Source organism: Conexibacter sp. CPCC 205762 (assembly GCF_030646155.1).
GTDB lineage: Bacteria > Actinomycetota > Thermoleophilia > Solirubrobacterales > Solirubrobacteraceae > Conexibacter.
In genome coordinates this window covers 205,816-221,551 of the sequence record NZ_JAUTDN010000002.1, presented here as the reverse complement: position 1 = coordinate 221,551, position 15,736 = coordinate 205,816, and the positions used below count along the sequence as shown (strand labels likewise).

Sequence of the window (15,736 nt, the reverse complement as noted above, 5' to 3'; positions counted from 1 at the left end):
GTCGTTGCACGAGCAATCGAGGCTAGCGTGCGGCGACCGGCACCTCCCGCCGCGGCGTGACGCGGCTGCCCGCTCCTTCGCGGCGCACGCGCTTCCAGCCCTTGCGGGCCCGCGGCAGGTAGCGCCAGTCGTGCGGCAGCAGCCGGTGGACCGCTCTCGTGACGCGCGCCAGCAGCCGCAGCCGGCGCTCGTCGCGGTCGCTCCAGGAGAGGCCGAGCGTCTGGCGGGCGGCCGGCGGCATCGTGCCGGCCGCGAGCCACATCGAGCCGCCCATCACGACCGGCCGCAGCAGCCACCACAGCCAGCCCGGGACCTCCGGGTACGGCGGCCCGATGTCGTGCCGGCGCGCCGGCTCCAGCGACCAGCGGACCGGCTCGGTCAGCTGCAGGCTCGCGACCGTCTCCTCCCAGTAGCGCTTGAAGGCGGCGTAGTCGGGCGGGACCGGCCGCATCGAGAGGCCGTACTGCGCGTACCACTGCACCGACTCCGCGTACAGCTGCTCCTGCTCGGCCTCCGTCAGCGGCGTGCCGAACAGCCGCCGCATCTCTATCTGCGACTGGAAGAAGGTCGCGTGGGCCCAGTAGTAGACGTCGGGCTGGAGCGCGTGGTAGCGCTGGCCGTTCTGGTCGACGCCCTTGATCTCCTTGTGGAAGTCGCGCACCTGCGCGCCGGTGTCGGGCGCGCTCGGCCCGTCGTAGACGACGCCGAGGATCGGCGCCATCGAGCGCAGCAGCCGGTTCCAGGGGTTGTTGAAGTAGTCCGAGTGCTCGTTCACGCCCGCGCCGATCGCGGGGTGCATGTTCTGCAGGATCCCGGCGCGGCCGACCAGCAGCAGGCCGCGCACGTCGCCGAAGCACTCCCAGGTGAGGGAGCCCGGCCCGAGTGGTTGCGCGTCATCTGACAGCATGCGTTGTCAGAGTAGGGATGACAACGGGTGTTGTCAAAAGGGTGCGTGCGGCGATGCGACGAGCGGCGGGGCGCCGGTGCCAGGCGCGTCTAGCGCGAGCTGACCGGGCCGGCGGCGACGATCAGCGCGACCGCGTGGGCGACGAGACGCTCGCGCGAGACCGCCAGCGTGCCCTCCAGCCAGGCGCTGAAGAGGTGCGCCAGCGCGCCGACGAGCGCGACCGAGGTGAGCTGGCCGTCGAGCGCGTCCGGCCCCTCCGGCAGCGCGCCGAAGATGCCGGCGATCTGCTCCGCCAGCAGCAGCGCGAAGGCCGGGATCATGTCGACGCCGGCTCTCGCCAGGCGGTTGTCGGAGAAGACCTCGCCGAGCAGCACGCGGCCGCGGCGGGGATCCTCCTCCAGCAGCAGCACGAACGCCTCGACCGCCGCCGTCGCGCGCGCGACCGGCTCGCCCGGCCCGTCGGCGACCGCCGCCGCGATCGCCGCCCGCGCCTCGTCGGCGACGCGCGCGTGGACGGCGACGAGCAGCGCCTCGCGGTCGTCGAAGCTCTCGTAGAAGTAGCGCTCGGTCAGTCTCGCCGCGCGGCAGACGCCGCGCACCGTCACCTGCGCCGCGCCGCTGTCGCCGAGCAGCACGTAGCCGGCGTCGAGCAGCTGCTCGCGGCGCTGCGCACGCCGGTCTTCGAGTGTTCTGCCGCCCCACGTCCGTTCGCCGTCAGTGCTCACGAACGGCATCTTCTCAGCCGCGCCTGCGCGAAGTCGCTGCAAACCCGCGGTCTGCCGGCGCAGATGAGCCACTAGGCTGGCTGGGCGATGTCACCGCCGCCCACCACCTGGCCGCCCGTCGAGGGCGAATCGTTCGCCGGTCAGGTGACCGTCACCGGCCGCCGCTTCGCCAACGACGAGAGCGGCTTCGCGGTGCTCGACGGGCAGTGGGACGGCGAGCGGATCGTGCTCGTCGGGCCGCTCGTCCACCTCGAGCCGGGCGAGCAGGCGACCGTCGCCGGCGCCTGGGTCGTCGACCCCCGCTACGGCCCGCAGGTGAGAGTGCGCGAGGCCCATCCGCTCGTCCCGACGGACGACGACTCGGTGCTCGCCTACCTGCGCAGAGTCCGCCACGTCGGCCCGCGTCGCGCCGACGCGCTGATGCAGGCACACGGCGGCGAGGTGCTCGACGCGATCGACCGCGAACCGCACGAGGCGTTCGTGCGCGCCGGACTGACGACGAGAAAGGCGCGCGAGGCGGCCGAGTCGTGGGACGCGCTGCGCGCCACCCGCGGCCTCCATCTGCTGCTGGCGCCGCATGGCCTCGCCCACCTCGCCGGCAGGATCCACCAGCACTACGGCGACAGCGCCTACCGCGTCGTGCGCGAGCGGCCGTACGACCTGACGAGCGTCTTCGGCGTCGGCTTCGTCACCGCCGACGCGATCGCGCGCGGCCTCGGCGCCCCGCTCGACAGCCCCGGCCGCACGCGCGCGGCGATCCTGCACGCGCTCACCGAGGCCGAGCGCGACGGCTCCACCTGCCAGCCGACCGCCGCGCTGCTGCTGCGCGCGCGGGAGCTGCTGAGCGCCGCCGCGCCGCCGCCGGCGGAGGTGCTGAGCGAGCTGGAGCAGCGCGGCGACGTCGAGCTCGACCACGACGACGACGCCGTCTGGGTCTACCGCGCCGAGACCGCGAAGCTGGAGCGGGAGCTGGCGGAGCGCGTCGCCGAGCTGCTCGACGCCGCCCCCAGCAGCAAGCTGGAGGCGCCCGACGAGCCGCCCGACGCCGGCGCCGAGGGCGTCGAGCTGACCGACGAGCAGTGGGCCGGCGTGCGTGGCGCGTTCGTGCAGCGGCTGTCGGTCGTGACCGGCGGCCCCGGCACCGGCAAGACCGCCTCGATCCGCATGATCGGGCAGATCGCGCGCGACCAGAAGGCGCACGTGATGCTGGTCGCGCCGACCGGCCGCGCGGCGCTGCGGATGACCGAGGCGACCGGGCTGAGCGCGACGACCGTCCACTCGGCGCTCGCCTGGATCCCCGGCGAGGGCCCGGTCCACGACGACGACAACCCGCTCAGAACCGACCTCGTGATCGTCGACGAGACGTCGATGGCCAACCTCGAGCTGCTCGTCACGCTGCTGCGCGCGATCGGCGGGCAGACGCACGTCGTGCTGGTCGGCGACGCCGACCAGCTGGCGCCGGTCGGGGCCGGCAAGCCGTTCGCCGAGCTGGTCGCCTCCGGGCGCGTGCCGACGGCGCGCCTGCAGCACATCTTCCGCCAGGCGGCCGGCTCGATGATCGTGCAGGGCGCGCACGCGATCCGCGTCGGCGACGCGCCCTCGTTCGTGCGCGCCGAGGGGATGCGCCACGACCTCTTCTTCATCGCGCGGCCCGACCCGGTCGCCGCGCGCGAGGAGATCGTCTCGCTCGTCAGCGAGCGACTGCCGAAGCACTACGGCGTCGACCCGAACTCCGACATCCAGGTGTTCGCGCCCGTCTACCGCGGCGACCTCGGGATCGACGCGCTCAACAGATCGCTGCGCGCCGCGCTGAACGCCGACGGCCCCGAGGTCGGCAACGGGCGGCTGCGGATCGGCGACAAGCTGATGCTCGTCGGGCGCAACCTGCACGACCTCGGCGTGATGAACGGGTCGCTGCTGCGGCTGCTGGAGGAGGTCGCGCCGAAGGAGCGCACGTCCGAAGCCGACGAGGAGGACGGCTCGAGACCGAGATCGGACGGCTCCGCCGACGGCGGGCTGCTGGTCGGCGTCGACGGCGGCGGCGTCGTGAAGATCCCGGCGGCCGAGGCCGGCCAGCTGCAGCTCGCCTACGCCTGCTCGGTCCACCGCGGGCAGGGGATCGAGCTGCCGATCGCGATCGTCGTCGCCCACCCGGCCGCCGGCGGCCGCTTCCTGCGGCGCGAGATGCTCTACACCGCGATCACCCGCTCGACCGTCGCGACGGTCGTCGTCGGCACGCCGGAGATGGTCGCCCGCGCCGCCCGCACGACCGACGCCGGCCGCCGCCACAGCCGCCTCGCGCGGCGGCTCGACGTCTCCGGCTGACGCCGGCGCCGGCCGCCTCGCCGCGCACGCCGCCGCGACGGGCCGCGCTGCCCCGCCCTTCCGCGGCGGCCGTGCGCGCGATAGGGTCAACGGGTAACAGTTTCCCAAGCGAGGAGCAGGTCGATGTCAGAGGGGAGCGGCGGCGCGGTCGGGCTGACCTGGATCGGCCAGGCCGGCTACGCGATCGAGGCGCCGAGCGGCGAGCTGTGCCTGCTCGACCCGTACCTGTCCGAGTTCGCGCTCGTCGAGCTGGGGCTGCCGCGGCTGGCGCCGATCCCGCTCGACCCCGCCGCGACGCGCGCGTTCGTCGTCGCGATCACGCACACCCACCACGACCACCTCGACCTGATCACCTGCGCCGCGCTCGCCGAGGCCAACCCGGAGGTCGTCTTCGTCGGGCCGTCGAGCATCGTCTCGCGGCTGGTCGGGCGCGGCGTCGCGCCGGAGCGGATCGTCACCGTCGAGCGCGAGCAGAGCGTCTCCGTCGGGCCGTTCACCTTCCACGGCCACTACGCCAGACACGAGGTCAGCGGCTGGCTGACCGAGGACGCGCTCGCCTACGTGGTCGAGGTCGGCGGCACGCGGATCCTGCACAGCGGCGACACCGAGTACGACATGCGCTGCCTCGCGGTCGGCGCGCGCGGGCCGTTCGACGTCGGCATCTTCGTCACCAACGGCAGCGGCGGCAACATGCACGCGCTGGAGGCGGCGCTGATGGCCTCGCAGCTGGAAATCGGTGTCGCGATCCCCTGCCATTACGGGATGTGGGCGCCGGAGGCGTACGGCAGCGGCCACGGGCCGGGCGGCAGACCGACGCTCGACCCGCAGGTGTTCGCCGACACATGTGCGAAGCTCGGCGGACCCGCCGTGCGGGTGCTGGAGCTGGGCGAGCGAATCGACGTGCGCCCCGCCGAGATCCCGATCGCTGGATGACAAGGGAGCCGACCGACCCGATGACGAGCCTCAACCTCGGCCGCCACGCCGCCGCCGGCGCCCCCAGCGGGTCGCCCGGGCAGCACGCGGTCAAGCTCGAGCGCAGCGTCTACTCGGGTCGCGTCGCCGCCGTCCTGCGCGAGGCGATCGTCGACGGCTCGCTGGAGGCCGGCGAGCCGCTGGTCGAGGCGCGCCTGGCCGAGCAGCTCGCCGTCAGCCGCGGGCCGGTCCGCAACGCGCTCCACGTGCTGGAGGGCGAGGGGCTCGTGCGCACGCGGCCCAACGGCCGCTCGGTCGTCGTCGGCTTCGCGCACGCCGACCTGGAGGATCTCGTCAGCGTCCGGCTGGAGCTGGAGTCGACGGCGCTGCGGCGCGGGATCGCGGCGAAGGCCGACACCGCGCCGATCCGCGCCGCCTACGAGCTGGTGCTCGACGAGGGCGCCTCGACGCAGCGACTGGTCGACTACGACATCGACTTCCACCGCGCGCTGATGGAGTTCTCCGGCAGCCGCTTCCTGACGCAGGCGTGGCTGGCGCTCGCGCCGGTCATCCACACCGTCATCACGATCGGCAACCGCCGCATGGCCGAGGCCGACCCCGAGCGCAACTTCACCCGCATCATCTCCGTCCACGAGCCGCTCGTGGCGGCGATCGAGGCCTACGAGCTGAGAAGAGCGCTGAGACTGCTCACTGCCCAGTTCGCGGTCACGAGAGAGATGTTCGCGGTCTCGGCTGGCGGCTGACGCCAGCCACATCTGGCAGCTCACATCAGTCGTCGTTGAAGGGGGCGAATTTCCCGCCCCACAGGCTCTTACAGCGCATGTCACGCGCTACGATCCTGCCCATGAGCACACCCTCCTCCGACACCACGACGGTGGAGATCGACACCCAGCTCCTCGACGCGCTGCGGGCGTACCTTCCCGACGAGAGCGCCCGCTCGTTGATCGAGAGCCTCGTCGCAAACGAGCTGGCCGTCATGACTGTGCGTGAAGTGCGCGCCGAGATGCGCGCCGAGCGCGGTTGACGCGCCTCGTTCTCGACGCGAACATCGTGCTCTCCGGCCTCGCCGCCCCTACCGGTCCGCCCGGTCGGCTGCTGCGCGGTGCCCGTGAGCAGGCGTTCGTCTCGATCATCTGCCCACGCCTCCTCGCCGAGGTGGCGCGCGGCCTCCGCAAGCCATACTTCCGCGTCCGCGTCCCCTTGGGTCGAGCGGCATTCCGCACCTATGTCGACGCCGCGGCGGAGCTGCCAGATCCGACTCGTTCGCCACCGCTGCTGCGCGACCCGCGGGACGACTACCTCGTCGCGTTGGCGCGCGCCGGAGAGGCGGTGGCGATCGTCTCGGGCGATCGCGACCTGCTCGACCACGCCGGTCTCGCACCGCCGGCGATCGACGCGCGCACGGCCTGCCGGCGATTTCGACTGTGAGCAGCGGAAACGGCCGATGCGGCACGTAGGATGCTCCGCTATGCCTGACGCCCCACGCGAGACCGAACCGACCGTTGTCCACGAGCCGGCGGCTGCCGCGCCCGCCCCGTCCGCCGCCGATGCGAGATCGCAGTCGAGCGCTACCGAGCGGGCGCTGCCGGGCGTGCTCGGGACCGTCCTCGGCGGGCTCGCGCTGGTCGCGCTCGCAGGGCTGGCCGGGATGGTGTCGCTGGGGCTGACGGCGGTCGTCGTCGGGTTGCTGGCGGCGGCGGGCGCCGGGTGGCTGCTGCTGCGCCTCGGTGAGCAGGAGTCGCGCCGCGAGGCCGACGGAGTCGCGCGCGAGCGAGCCGAGTTCGCCGCCGAGCGGCTGCAGCTCGCGGCCGAGCGGGAGCGCTTCGGCGCCGAGCGTGAGCGGATGGCCGCCGAGCGCGAGCGCGCCGACGCCGAGCGTGCCCGTGCCGACGCGGAGCGCGAGCGGGCCGCCGCCGAACGCGAGCGGATCGCGGCCGAGCGGGAGCGGATGGCAGGCGAGCGGGAGATCTTCACGAGCGAGCGCCGCGGGCTCGCCGCCGAGCGCAAGAGACTGCACGGCAAGATCGACCAGCTCGAGCGCAGGCTGGCCGTGAAGGAGCGCAAGCTCGCGAGAGTCCAGGCGTTCGACGCCGAGCGCCGCACGCTGGAGCCGCCGCCCGCCGACGACCAGATCGACGGCCAGCTGACCTTCGACGCCGCCGGCGAGTAGCCGGCACGCGCGGCCGGCCTCGCGCCGATCGGCCGTGCCAGGACCGGCGAGGCGGTCGCTCAGCGCTCGTCGCGGCGGACGAGCTCGCCGTCGACGAGCAGCCAGCTGACCTGCGGCCGCAGGTCGCGGCGGGTCTCGGGGCCGTCGACCACGTCGCGCGCCCAGGCGATCGCGGCGGGGATGACCCGCTCGACCGCCAACGCGCGCAGCTCCGCCCGGCGCTCGGAGGGCACCGGGTGGAAGCTCACGTCCACGCCGGGCGTCGCCAGCACCGGGGTCTCGTGCATCCGCCACGATGCGCGGCAGAGCACGAGGCCGACGTCGGGGAAGTGGCTGGCGTACCACGTGCCGTAGCGGGAGACGCTCGCGAACGGGCAGGGATCGACCCCGGCCAGCTGCGCATCGAGGTCACTGCGCTTGATCAGGTGGCTGGTCCCGCGCGGCAGGCGTCCGGAGGAGTAGAGGTACGGCGGCTCGGCATCGGACATGGCACCGCAACGGTACTCCCGCACGAGCCGCCGCGCTGCCTACAGCCGCTCCGGCGCCTCCAGCAGCGTCTTCACCGTGCCGAGGAAGGCGGCGGCGTCGGCGCCGTAGACGATCCGGTGATCGCTGGTGAGGGTCAGCGTCATCAGGGTGGCGACGGCGATCGCCGCCGGGGCGTCGGCGGCGGCGGGCGGGCCCGGGACGACCGTCGGGCGCAGCGCTCCGACGGCCAGGATCGCGGCCTGGGGCGGGTTGATCACGGCCTCGAAGTGGCGGATGCCGAGCATGCCCAGGTTCGATACCGTGAACGTGCCGCCGGCGAGCTGCGCGGGGGCGATCGTGCGCTCGCGGACGGCGGTTGCGAGCGCGCGGGTGGCGGTCGCGATCTCGGCGAGCGAGAGCGTGTCGGCGGCGGGCACCGTCGGGACGACGAGCGACTCCGGCGCCGCGACCGCGAAGCCGACGTTGACCTGCTCCCACAGGCGGAAGCCGCCGGCCTCGTCGTCCCAGCTGCCGTTCACGCGCGGGTGCTCGCGCAGCGCCAGCGCGACCGCGCGCAGGACCATGTCGTTCAGCGACGGCGGGAGGTCGCCGCCCCCTGCGGCGGCCTCCCGCTTCAGCGCCCCGCGCAAGGCGATCGCGGCGTCCATCGTCACGTCGAGCGCGACGGTGAACTCCGGCACAGTCGTCTTCGCCTCGACCATCCGCCGCGCGATCAGCCGCTGCGTGCGCGACGCCTTGACGAACGCGCCTGCCGGCTCCGCGGGCGGGGCGTCCACGGGCGGCGCCGCGTCGGGCGGCGTCATGCCGCCGCCTCGTCGGCGATCCGCACGACGACGTCGCCGACCTCGCACTCCTGGCCCGCGCTGACGAGCACCTCGGCGACGACGCCGTCGACGCCGGCCTCGACCTCGAAGGTCGCCTTGTCGCCCTCGACCTCGACGACCGAGTCGGCGGCCGCGACGCGGTCGCCGACGGCGACCATCACGGCGAGGATCTCCACCTCGACGGTGGACATGCCCATCTTGGGGATGTGGACGTCGGTCATCGAACGGCCTCCTGCGCGAGCGCGCCGCGGGGGCCGATCGCGGCGACGGAACGGACTGCGTCGGCGAGCTGGGCGCGCGAGGGCAGCAGCGCGACCTCCAGCTCGACCGCGAACGGGATCGGGGCGTCGGCGCGGGTGATCCGCCGCGGCGGCGCGACCAGCGCGTCCGCCAGCTCCTCGGCGGCGGTCGCGACGACCTCGGCCGCGAGGCCGCACGAGCGGTTGGTGTCGTCGAGCACGACCAGCCGCCCGGTCCTGCGGACCGACGCCGCCAGCCCCGCCCAGTCGAACGGGTAGATCGTGCGCGGGTCGAAGACCTCGACCGAGATCGGGTCGCCGCCGTCCGCGTCCGGCGCGGCCAGCTCCTCCGCGACCTTCAGCGCGTCTCTCACGAGGTGGCCGATCGCGACGACCGTGACGTCGTCCCCGGAGCGGTGCACCCGGCCGACGCCGAGCGGGATCGGGCCGGCGTCGTCGGCGACCTCCTCGCGGCCGCCGAGCGCGGCGGCGGGGGCGAAGAAGACGACCGGGTCGTCGTCGCGGATCGCGCTCACGAACAGGCCGTAGGCGTCCGCCGCCGTCGCCGGCACGACCGTCTTCACGCCCGCCTGCGCGAACATCGCGTACGGGTGGTCGGAGTGCTGCGCCGCCAGGCCCATGCGGGCGCCGGAGCCCGGCACGACGTAGGTCACCGGCACCTTCGCCTGGCCGCCGGTCATCAGGCGGAACTTCGCCGCCTGGTTGACGATCGGCTCGTAGGCGGTGAACAGCAGCGAGGGGATCTGGAACTCGACGACCGGCCGGTGGCCGGCCAGCGCCGCGCCCATCGCGAAGCCGGTGAAGGCCTGCTCGGAGATCGGCGTGTCGATGATCCGCTGGTCGCCCAGCTCGGCCGCCAGCCCTCTCGTGACGCCGCGCAGCGAGGCGCGCACGTCCTCGCCGAGCACGAACACCGACGGGTCGCGCAGCATCTCGTCGCGCAGCGCTCTCGCGAGCGCCTGCTGGTATCGCATCCGGGCCATCAGACCGCCACCCCTTCGCGCGGCACGAGGCCGCTGGCATAGACGTAGTCGCGCGCGGAGGAGACCTCCGGGCGCGGGCTCTCGCGCGCGAACGCGAGCGCGCGCTCCAACAGCTCCTCGACCGAAGCATCGATCTCCGCGACCGCGGCCGCATCGAGCCGCGCCGCCTCCACGAGCAGCGGGTCGCGCTCGCGCCAGCGCGCGATCTCCTCGTCGCTGCGGTAGCCGAGCCCCATCGTCGCCTCGGCCGTGTGATGGCCGACGAAGCGGTAGGTCTCGCACTCGAGGAAGGCCGGGCCGCCGCCGGCACGGGCGGCGGCCACGAGCGCACCCGCCGCGTCGCGCACGGCCTCGACGTCCATCCCGTCGACTCTCACCGCCGCCATCCCGTACGCGGCTGCCCGCTCGACCAGCGAGCCGGCGGTCGCCTGCTCCTGCGCGAACGAGACGGCGTAGCCGTTGTTCTCGCAGACGAACAGCACCGGCAGCCTCCAGATGCCGGCCATGTTCATCGTCTCGTGCAGCACGCCCTGGTTGACGGCGCCGTCGCCGAAGAAGCAGACGGCGACGCGATCGCTGCCGGCCTGCAGGCCGGCCCAGGCGGCGCCGGCCGCGATCGGCGCGCCGGCCGCGACGATGCCGTTGGCGCCGTAGATCCCGAGCGAGACGTCGGCGATGTGCATCGAGCCGCCGCGCGCGCGGTTGAGGCCGGTCGTGCGGCCGAGCAGCTCGGCCATCATCCGCGGCACGTCGGCGCCCTTCGCGATCACGTGACCGTGGCCGCGGTGGGTCGAGGTGATCACGTCGTCGTCGCGCAGCGCGGCGCAGACGCCGGTCGCGACCGCTTCCTGGCCGATGTACTCGTGCGTGACGCCGGCGATCTCGTTGGCGTTGACGAGCGTCACGATCTGCTCCTCGAAGCGGCGGATCGTGCGCATCGTGCGATACAGGTCGGCGGCGCTCATCGCGGCACCGGGACGGGATCGCGGGGCGGGTCGCCGGCGAGCACGCGCAGGGCGTCGTCGAGCGCGCGCGTGCGCACCTCGGCGAGCGCCTGCTCGGAGAACGCCGCCGAGTGGGGTGTGACCACAGCAGACTCCAATCCGATCAGGGGACTGTCTTCAGGCAGCGGCTCGGTCTCGAACACATCGAGGCCGGCGCCGCCGAGGTGACCGCCGGCGAGTGCCGCGGCGAGCGCGTCCTCGTCGACGATCTCGCCCCGGCTCGTGTTGACGAGCAGCGAGCCGGGCTTCATCGCCGCCAGCTCGGGCGCACCGATCAGGCGGTGCGTCGCGGGCGTCAGCGGCAGGTGGATGCTGAGCGCGTCGGCGCGCGCGAGCAGGTCGTTCAGGTTCTCCGCGCGACGGGCGCCGGCGGCGACGAGCGTGAGGTCGTCGACGCCGGGGTCGTGGACCAGCAGCTCCATCCCGAAGGCGAAGGCGCGCTTGGCGGTCGCGCGGGCGATCCGGCCGAAGCCGAGCAGGCCGAGCGTCGAGCCGCGCAGCCGCTGCATCGCGCCGAGCTGCGCGTACGGCAGCCAGCGGCCGGCGCGCAGCGCGCGGTCGGAGCTGGGGACGCGCCGCGCGCACGCCAGCAGCAGCGCGAGCGTGTGGTCGGCGACGTCGTCGGTGCCGTAGTCGGGCACGTAGACGACCTCGACGCCGCGCGCCTGCGCGGCCTCGACGTCGACCTTGTCGTACCCGCTGCCGCAGCGCGCCACGACGCGCAGCTGCGGCAGCTGGTCCAGCAGCGTCGCGTCGACCGTCGCGTGGTACACGAAGATCGCCGCGGCGCCGGCCCCGGCGGCCACGATCCGCGCGGGATCGTGGCCGTCGAGCGCGACCAGGTCGGCGCCGGCCGCCGCGATCGCCGCGCGCTCAGGCGCGGCGAACGGGAAGCGGTCGGCGTCGGTCAGGAGCAGCAGGGGCCGCATCGTCTCCTCTCGGTGCCTCAGGGGCGCACGTGGAACGCGTCCACGCTCACCGCGCTGGCGGTGCTGTCGTAGTTGCGCGAGCCGAGCACTCTCACCGTCAGCGTGTGCGGTCCGCTGGTCGGGAAGGTCGCCTGGTAGAGGGCGGCCTCGTTGACCGTCGGCCCGCGGTAGCCGTAGGTGTCGACGCGCGCGGCGAAGGCGCCGTCGAGCGAGACGTCGGCTCTGCCGCAGGCGGCGCACAGCTTGCCGACCCAGGTGATGCGGCGACCGCTGAATCTGATCGTCGCCGTGTCACCGGCCGTCGAGCTGACCTTCACGCCGCCGCTGGCCGCCCAGCCGCTGCCGCCGTACGCGATCGAGCTGTCGGTCTCCTGCACGACGGTGGCGCTGTTGGTCAGCGCCTGGAAGCCGTCGAGCGTGATCGCGAAGCCGTTGGAGCGGCTGTTCTTGCTGCCGGCCGGCTCGAGCGTGATCGTGTGTCTGGCGACCGAGCCGAACGTCTTGACGTAGACGGGGACCTGGTAGTTGACCTCGTCCGGCGCGTAGAGGTCGATCGTCGCGTCGGTGACGCCGTCGATCTTCACGTTCACCTTGCCGAGGTCCGGCCCCAGCTTGGCGAGGTAGGTGACCTGGCCGCCGGTGAACGTCCACGCGGCGGTCGCGGCCGCGCCGCTGCCCGGCGCCGGCTCGCTCGTGTAGCGCACGTACGGATCCCAGAGGGTCGCGTCGTACTGGTAGTTGCCGTTGCGGTTGACCTCGAAGCGGATCGCGTCGCCGGCCGCGACCGTGACGCCCGCGACGTTCGCGGCGACGCCGGTCGTGTCGTTGGCGCCGATCGAGGTCGCACCCCAGATCGCGGTGCCGTTCTTGGTGATCTTCACGACGACGCCGTCGCCGCCGGTGACGAGCTTCGCCACCTGGCTGGTGATGTTGACCGTGCCGGCTCTCGGCGCGATCCACGTGCGGGCGGTGTCGTTGCTCTCGCCCGGGTGCTCGGCCGTCGGCCAGACGAAGCCGCCGGTCGCGTCGTGCCACTCCTTCATCCCGAGGTAGCCGCCGGTCGCGGCATAGGCCGAGATGTCTCTCCAGCTGCCGGAGACGTTGTCCTGGTAGCGCCAGTTGTTCGCCCCCTGCGTGCCGCTGAACTGCGAGCAGGCGTCGTTGCACGAGCCGGTCGAGCGCGAGAGCGTCTCGCCGGAGGCGTCGCCGACGCCGGTCTGGTGGTCCCAGCCGCCGCCGTAGGAGATCGCCGTGTCGTCGTCCTCGGCCGCGACCGTGTCGACGGTGAAGCCGCCGGCGGTGACGCCGCTGGAGAGGTTGCCGTCGCCGTCGATCGTCTTCACCACGTACGGCGCGTTCGGCGAGGCGAGCGCTCCGGTGTGGAAGAAGTAGCGGCCCTTGGTGACGGTCCCGATCACTCTGCCCAGCAGCGAGACCTGGTAGCCGGAGACGAACGTGTCGTCGCTGCCGGCGTCCCACGTCAGCTCGACGCCCGCGTAGTTCATGTTCGTGCGGACGTGCGCCGAGAGGTTGCTCGGGTTGCCGGGTGCGGTCGTGTCCTGGCCGCCGCCCGGGTGCTTCGGCATGCCGATCCAGATCAGCTCGCCGGCGGCGATCGACGACAGTCTGATGCCGTTGGCCATCAGGTCGGCGCCGGTGCGCGAGGCGCTGCCGGAGGCCAGCTCGTAGCGGACGTCGTAGGTCGTGCCGGCGGTCAGCCCGCGCGGGTAGACGGTGACGGCCGAGCCGGAGCCGGAGCCCTTGTAGATCACGAGCGACTTCGTGCCGTCCTGGCTGACGCGCTGGTACCAGTTGCGCGCGGCGTCGGAGGCGGCCGGGTGGTACTGGTGGACCCAGCGCCCGACGACCCCTCTGTCGCGCAGCCAGCGGTACTTCTCGACCAGCTTGCGCATGCAGCTGAGCTGTCTCGGATTGACCGTGTCACCGGTGAAGTCCGGATTGAACATCAGCAGCGCGTTCCAGGCGACGGTGCAGTTGTCCGGGTTCCAGGCGTCCGGGATCCCGCTGATCTTGTCGCCGGGGAAGAGGCGCGAGGCGTCGTACTGCGCGTCGAAGCCGTTCAGGTCGGTGATCGAGAAGCCCGACGCCATCCGCATGAACTCGTAGGAGGTGTCATGGCCGCCCGAGTCGACGCCCTGGATCGCGGAGCCGGTCGCGGTGTCGAGGAAGCGCGCCTGGACGCGGCGGAACGCCTGGTCCTGACCGAGCTGCTGCCAGCCCGGCGTGTTGGCGACCGGGCAGGCGTCGTTGCGCCACTGGAAGTCGCCCCAGGCGGCCGCCTTGCCGATCAGCAGGTCGCCCATCCACGTCTCCGCGCCGGGCTGCGTGAGGTCGATCAGCCGCTCCGCGTAGCCGCATGGCGAGCCGTTGACGAACCAATCCGGATGGTCTCTGTAGACCTGCGAGTCGCTGTTGGCGTCGTAGGCCATCATGTACGTCAGCTGCTTGGCGCCCGACTTGCCGAGGAAGTCGATCGACTGTCTGAAGTCGGGGCCGTCCCAGTTGCCGGGCGTGTCCCACCAGCCGTTGTCGCGGTGGTAGGTGTCGGCGCCGATCGTCGTCATGTGCGACTGGAAGCCGAAGATCTTCTGCAGCGTGCCGGCCTGGTCCCACGAGCCGGTCCACTGGCTGCCGGTGAACCAGTAGGAGAGCATGCGGATCGCGGAGAACCACGGCGACCGCGTGTAGTCCCACATGTATCTGTACTGCCAGTCGAGCAGCCGGTTGGTCATGTCGTCGAGGTCGCTCACGTAGACGTGCGTGAACGCTCTCGGCGTCGTGATCGAGGCGCCGGCGGCGAGCGAGGCGTCGTAGTTGGGGATCGCCAGCGACAGCGAGCCGGGGCCGCCGGCCTGGTTGCCGGCGTCCATCGCCCAGCGACCGTAGTAGTCGAAGCCGATCGCGACGCCGTCGTTCGTGGCCGAGTTCCAGACCGAGAAGAACGGGATGTAGTTGAACGAGGTCTCGGCGAAGCCGGCGAGCGGGCAGGCCGAGGAGCCGCCGAAGTCCTGGTAGCGCCACTGGTTGGCGCCCTGCGTCGAGGAGAAGCCCGACGACGCGGTGTAGGAGCTGCCGCCGCCGCTGTACGCGACCGTCGGGTCCCATCTCGTCGCGTCGTTGGCCCAGTCGCCGTTGTTGGCGATCTCGAAGCGGATCACGTCGCCGGCGGCGACGGAGACGCCGCTGACGTTGGTGCTGATGCCGGTCGTGTCGCTGCCGGCGATCGTTCTCGCGCCCCACACGACGGTGCCGTTCTTGGTGATCTTCACGACGACGCCGTTGCCGAGCGTGTTCATCTTCAGCGCTCTGCCGCTGATGTCGACGGTGCCGGCTCTCGGGGCCGTCCAGGCGCGCGCGGTCGCGTTGCCCGGACCGGGGTGCTGCGCGTCGGGCCAGACGTAGCCGCCGCTGGAGTCGTGCCACTCTCTCATCGAGAGGTAGCCGCTGGCGGTGTAGGAGGCGATGTCGGTCCAGTCGGGCACGCCGCTGGCGCTCTCGGAGCAGAGCCAGCTGTCGTAGGAGTCGAACGTGCGCGCGTAGGCTCTCGACAGCGGGGTGCTTCTCAGCTCCCACGAGCCGCTCGTCGAGCGCGCGCCGCTCATCCAGCGCAGCGTCGTGTTGGCGGTCTCGTCGCCCATCACGTGCTGCTCGAGGAACGACGGGCGCGTCAGCCGATGAGCGCTGGAGTCGGTGTTTCTGTAGTCGGCCCACTCGCGGATCACCGACGTCGACGGGTAGACGACGTAATGCTTGGTGACGCTCAGGCCGCTGCGCGCGATCGTCACGTCGAGCTGCAGCACCGACTCGCCGCCGAGCGTTCTGCTGGCTGCGCTGCCGGAGGAGCACGACCAGCCGGAGGTCGCGCCCGTGATCGTCGTGCCGTCCCAGTCGAAGCGGACCTCGGCCGAGGTCTGCCCTGCGGAGACGTACTCGCGGACCGGGGAGGCGAGCTTGTTCTTGAAGCTGGTGAGCGTGTACGTCCCGCCGCTGAAGGTGAGCACCTTCTCGGTCGCGGCGGTGCCGATCGTCCAGGTGCACTGATTGGCGCCGGCGTTGGCGTACGCGTCACCGACGGTGACCGCGCGCGCCGCCGCCGATGCGGCCAGCGTCAGGGCAGCAGAGAGCGAGAGCGCGACTGCGCTCCGCAGGGCGTGATGCATGGTGAC

At 72.8% G+C, this 15,736-nt stretch carries 15 protein-coding genes; 6 read left to right on the top strand and 9 right to left on the bottom strand.

Annotated features, from left to right (window positions below):
• Positions 1-22 precede the first annotated feature (22 nt).
• Together Q7L73_RS03175 and Q7L73_RS03170 are read right to left on the bottom strand one after the other, a co-directional pair.
• A complete protein-coding gene (locus Q7L73_RS03175; RefSeq protein ID WP_304686155.1) occupies positions 23-907 on the bottom strand; it encodes an oxygenase MpaB family protein in 885 nt (294 codons plus the stop codon).
• An 89-nt stretch (positions 908-996) separates the two neighbouring features.
• Positions 997-1,632 carry a TetR/AcrR family transcriptional regulator gene (locus Q7L73_RS03170; RefSeq protein ID WP_304686141.1) on the bottom strand — a complete coding sequence of 212 codons (636 nt, stop codon included), beginning with the start codon at positions 1,630-1,632 and terminating at the stop codon, positions 997-999.
• A gap of 87 nt (positions 1,633-1,719) precedes the next feature.
• On the opposite strand from Q7L73_RS03170, the gene Q7L73_RS03165 reads away from it, so the two are divergent.
• The 6 genes from Q7L73_RS03165 (at position 1,720) to Q7L73_RS03140 (ending at position 7,060) form a co-directional block, all read left to right on the top strand.
• Positions 1,720-3,957 carry an AAA family ATPase gene (locus Q7L73_RS03165; protein ID WP_304686139.1) on the top strand — a complete coding sequence of 746 codons (2,238 nt, stop codon included), beginning with the start codon at positions 1,720-1,722 and terminating at the stop codon, positions 3,955-3,957.
• Between the two features lie 123 nt (positions 3,958-4,080).
• Positions 4,081-4,890 carry an MBL fold metallo-hydrolase gene (locus tag Q7L73_RS03160; protein ID WP_304686133.1) on the top strand — a complete coding sequence of 270 codons (810 nt, stop codon included), beginning with the start codon at positions 4,081-4,083 and terminating at the stop codon, positions 4,888-4,890.
• On the top strand, positions 4,887-5,633 hold the full coding sequence (locus Q7L73_RS03155; protein WP_304686127.1) for a GntR family transcriptional regulator: 747 nt from the start codon (positions 4,887-4,889) through the stop codon (positions 5,631-5,633). Before Q7L73_RS03160 ends, Q7L73_RS03155 begins: the two co-directional genes overlap by 4 nt.
• Positions 5,634-5,734: 101 nt before the next feature.
• Positions 5,735-5,914 carry a hypothetical protein gene (locus Q7L73_RS03150; RefSeq protein WP_304686124.1) on the top strand — a complete coding sequence of 60 codons (180 nt, stop codon included), beginning with the start codon at positions 5,735-5,737 and terminating at the stop codon, positions 5,912-5,914.
• Positions 5,911-6,318, top strand: coding sequence for a putative toxin-antitoxin system toxin component, PIN family (locus Q7L73_RS03145; RefSeq protein WP_304686118.1), 408 nt, complete (start codon positions 5,911-5,913; stop codon positions 6,316-6,318). The genes Q7L73_RS03150 and Q7L73_RS03145 overlap by 4 nt, the downstream gene beginning before the upstream one ends.
• A 40-nt stretch (positions 6,319-6,358) precedes the next feature.
• Positions 6,359-7,060: a hypothetical protein gene (locus Q7L73_RS03140; RefSeq protein WP_304686117.1), complete on the top strand. Its 702-nt coding sequence runs from the start codon at positions 6,359-6,361 to the stop codon at positions 7,058-7,060.
• Positions 7,061-7,119: 59 nt separating this feature from the next.
• Here Q7L73_RS03140 and Q7L73_RS03135 read toward each other — a convergent pair whose 3' ends face one another.
• The 7 genes from Q7L73_RS03135 to Q7L73_RS03105 are packed head-to-tail and all read right to left on the bottom strand — an operon-like array spanning position 7,120 to position 15,730.
• Positions 7,120-7,548 (bottom strand): hypothetical protein, encoded by a 429-nt coding sequence (locus tag Q7L73_RS03135; protein WP_304686115.1) that lies wholly within the window; start codon positions 7,546-7,548, stop codon positions 7,120-7,122.
• A 39-nt stretch (positions 7,549-7,587) separates the two neighbouring features.
• Entirely contained in the window at positions 7,588-8,352 is a 765-nt protein-coding gene (locus Q7L73_RS03130; RefSeq protein ID WP_304686114.1) for a 2-oxo acid dehydrogenase subunit E2, read from the bottom strand.
• Positions 8,349-8,594, bottom strand: coding sequence for a biotin/lipoyl-containing protein (locus Q7L73_RS03125; RefSeq protein ID WP_304686113.1), 246 nt, complete (start codon positions 8,592-8,594; stop codon positions 8,349-8,351). Before Q7L73_RS03125 ends, Q7L73_RS03130 begins: the two co-directional genes overlap by 4 nt.
• Positions 8,591-9,616, bottom strand: a complete 1,026-nt coding sequence (locus Q7L73_RS03120; protein ID WP_304686112.1) for an alpha-ketoacid dehydrogenase subunit beta — start codon at positions 9,614-9,616, stop codon at positions 8,591-8,593. The genes Q7L73_RS03125 and Q7L73_RS03120 overlap by 4 nt, the downstream gene beginning before the upstream one ends.
• Complete coding sequence (locus Q7L73_RS03115; protein WP_304686111.1) at positions 9,616-10,581, bottom strand: thiamine pyrophosphate-dependent dehydrogenase E1 component subunit alpha; 966 nt, start codon at positions 10,579-10,581, stop codon at positions 9,616-9,618. Before Q7L73_RS03115 ends, Q7L73_RS03120 begins: the two co-directional genes overlap by 1 nt.
• The gene (locus Q7L73_RS03110; RefSeq protein ID WP_304686110.1) at positions 10,578-11,549 is read right to left on the bottom strand and encodes a C-terminal binding protein; all 972 of its coding nucleotides are present in this window, start codon (positions 11,547-11,549) and stop codon (positions 10,578-10,580) included. The genes Q7L73_RS03115 and Q7L73_RS03110 overlap by 4 nt, the downstream gene beginning before the upstream one ends.
• Positions 11,550-11,566: 17 nt before the next feature.
• Entirely contained in the window at positions 11,567-15,730 is a 4,164-nt protein-coding gene (locus tag Q7L73_RS03105; protein WP_304686109.1) for a hypothetical protein, read from the bottom strand.
• Between the last annotated feature and the right edge of the window lie 6 nt (positions 15,731-15,736).

What these genes read in the sequence shown, in the direction of transcription:
- Q7L73_RS03120 (WP_304686112.1), bottom strand. Translation starts at nt 9,616, where the DNA reads ATGGCCCGGATGCGATACCAGCAGGCGCTCGCGAGAGCGCTGCGCGAC.
- Q7L73_RS03165 (WP_304686139.1), top strand. Translation starts at nt 1,720, where the DNA reads ATGTCACCGCCGCCCACCACCTGGCCGCCCGTCGAGGGCGAATCGTTC.
- Q7L73_RS03105 (WP_304686109.1), bottom strand. Translation starts at nt 15,730, where the DNA reads ATGCATCACGCCCTGCGGAGCGCAGTCGCGCTCTCGCTCTCTGCTGCC.
- Q7L73_RS03155 (WP_304686127.1), top strand. Translation starts at nt 4,887, where the DNA reads ATGACAAGGGAGCCGACCGACCCGATGACGAGCCTCAACCTCGGCCGC.
- Q7L73_RS03150 (WP_304686124.1), top strand. Translation starts at nt 5,735, where the DNA reads ATGAGCACACCCTCCTCCGACACCACGACGGTGGAGATCGACACCCAG.
- Q7L73_RS03140 (WP_304686117.1), top strand. Translation starts at nt 6,359, where the DNA reads ATGCCTGACGCCCCACGCGAGACCGAACCGACCGTTGTCCACGAGCCG.
- Q7L73_RS03115 (WP_304686111.1), bottom strand. Translation starts at nt 10,581, where the DNA reads ATGAGCGCCGCCGACCTGTATCGCACGATGCGCACGATCCGCCGCTTC.
- Q7L73_RS03130 (WP_304686114.1), bottom strand. Translation starts at nt 8,352, where the DNA reads ATGACGCCGCCCGACGCGGCGCCGCCCGTGGACGCCCCGCCCGCGGAG.
- Q7L73_RS03125 (WP_304686113.1), bottom strand. Translation starts at nt 8,594, where the DNA reads ATGACCGACGTCCACATCCCCAAGATGGGCATGTCCACCGTCGAGGTG.
- Q7L73_RS03160 (WP_304686133.1), top strand. Translation starts at nt 4,081, where the DNA reads ATGTCAGAGGGGAGCGGCGGCGCGGTCGGGCTGACCTGGATCGGCCAG.
- Q7L73_RS03110 (WP_304686110.1), bottom strand. Translation starts at nt 11,549, where the DNA reads ATGCGGCCCCTGCTGCTCCTGACCGACGCCGACCGCTTCCCGTTCGCC.
- Q7L73_RS03135 (WP_304686115.1), bottom strand. Translation starts at nt 7,548, where the DNA reads ATGTCCGATGCCGAGCCGCCGTACCTCTACTCCTCCGGACGCCTGCCG.
- Q7L73_RS03175 (WP_304686155.1), bottom strand. Translation starts at nt 907, where the DNA reads ATGCTGTCAGATGACGCGCAACCACTCGGGCCGGGCTCCCTCACCTGG.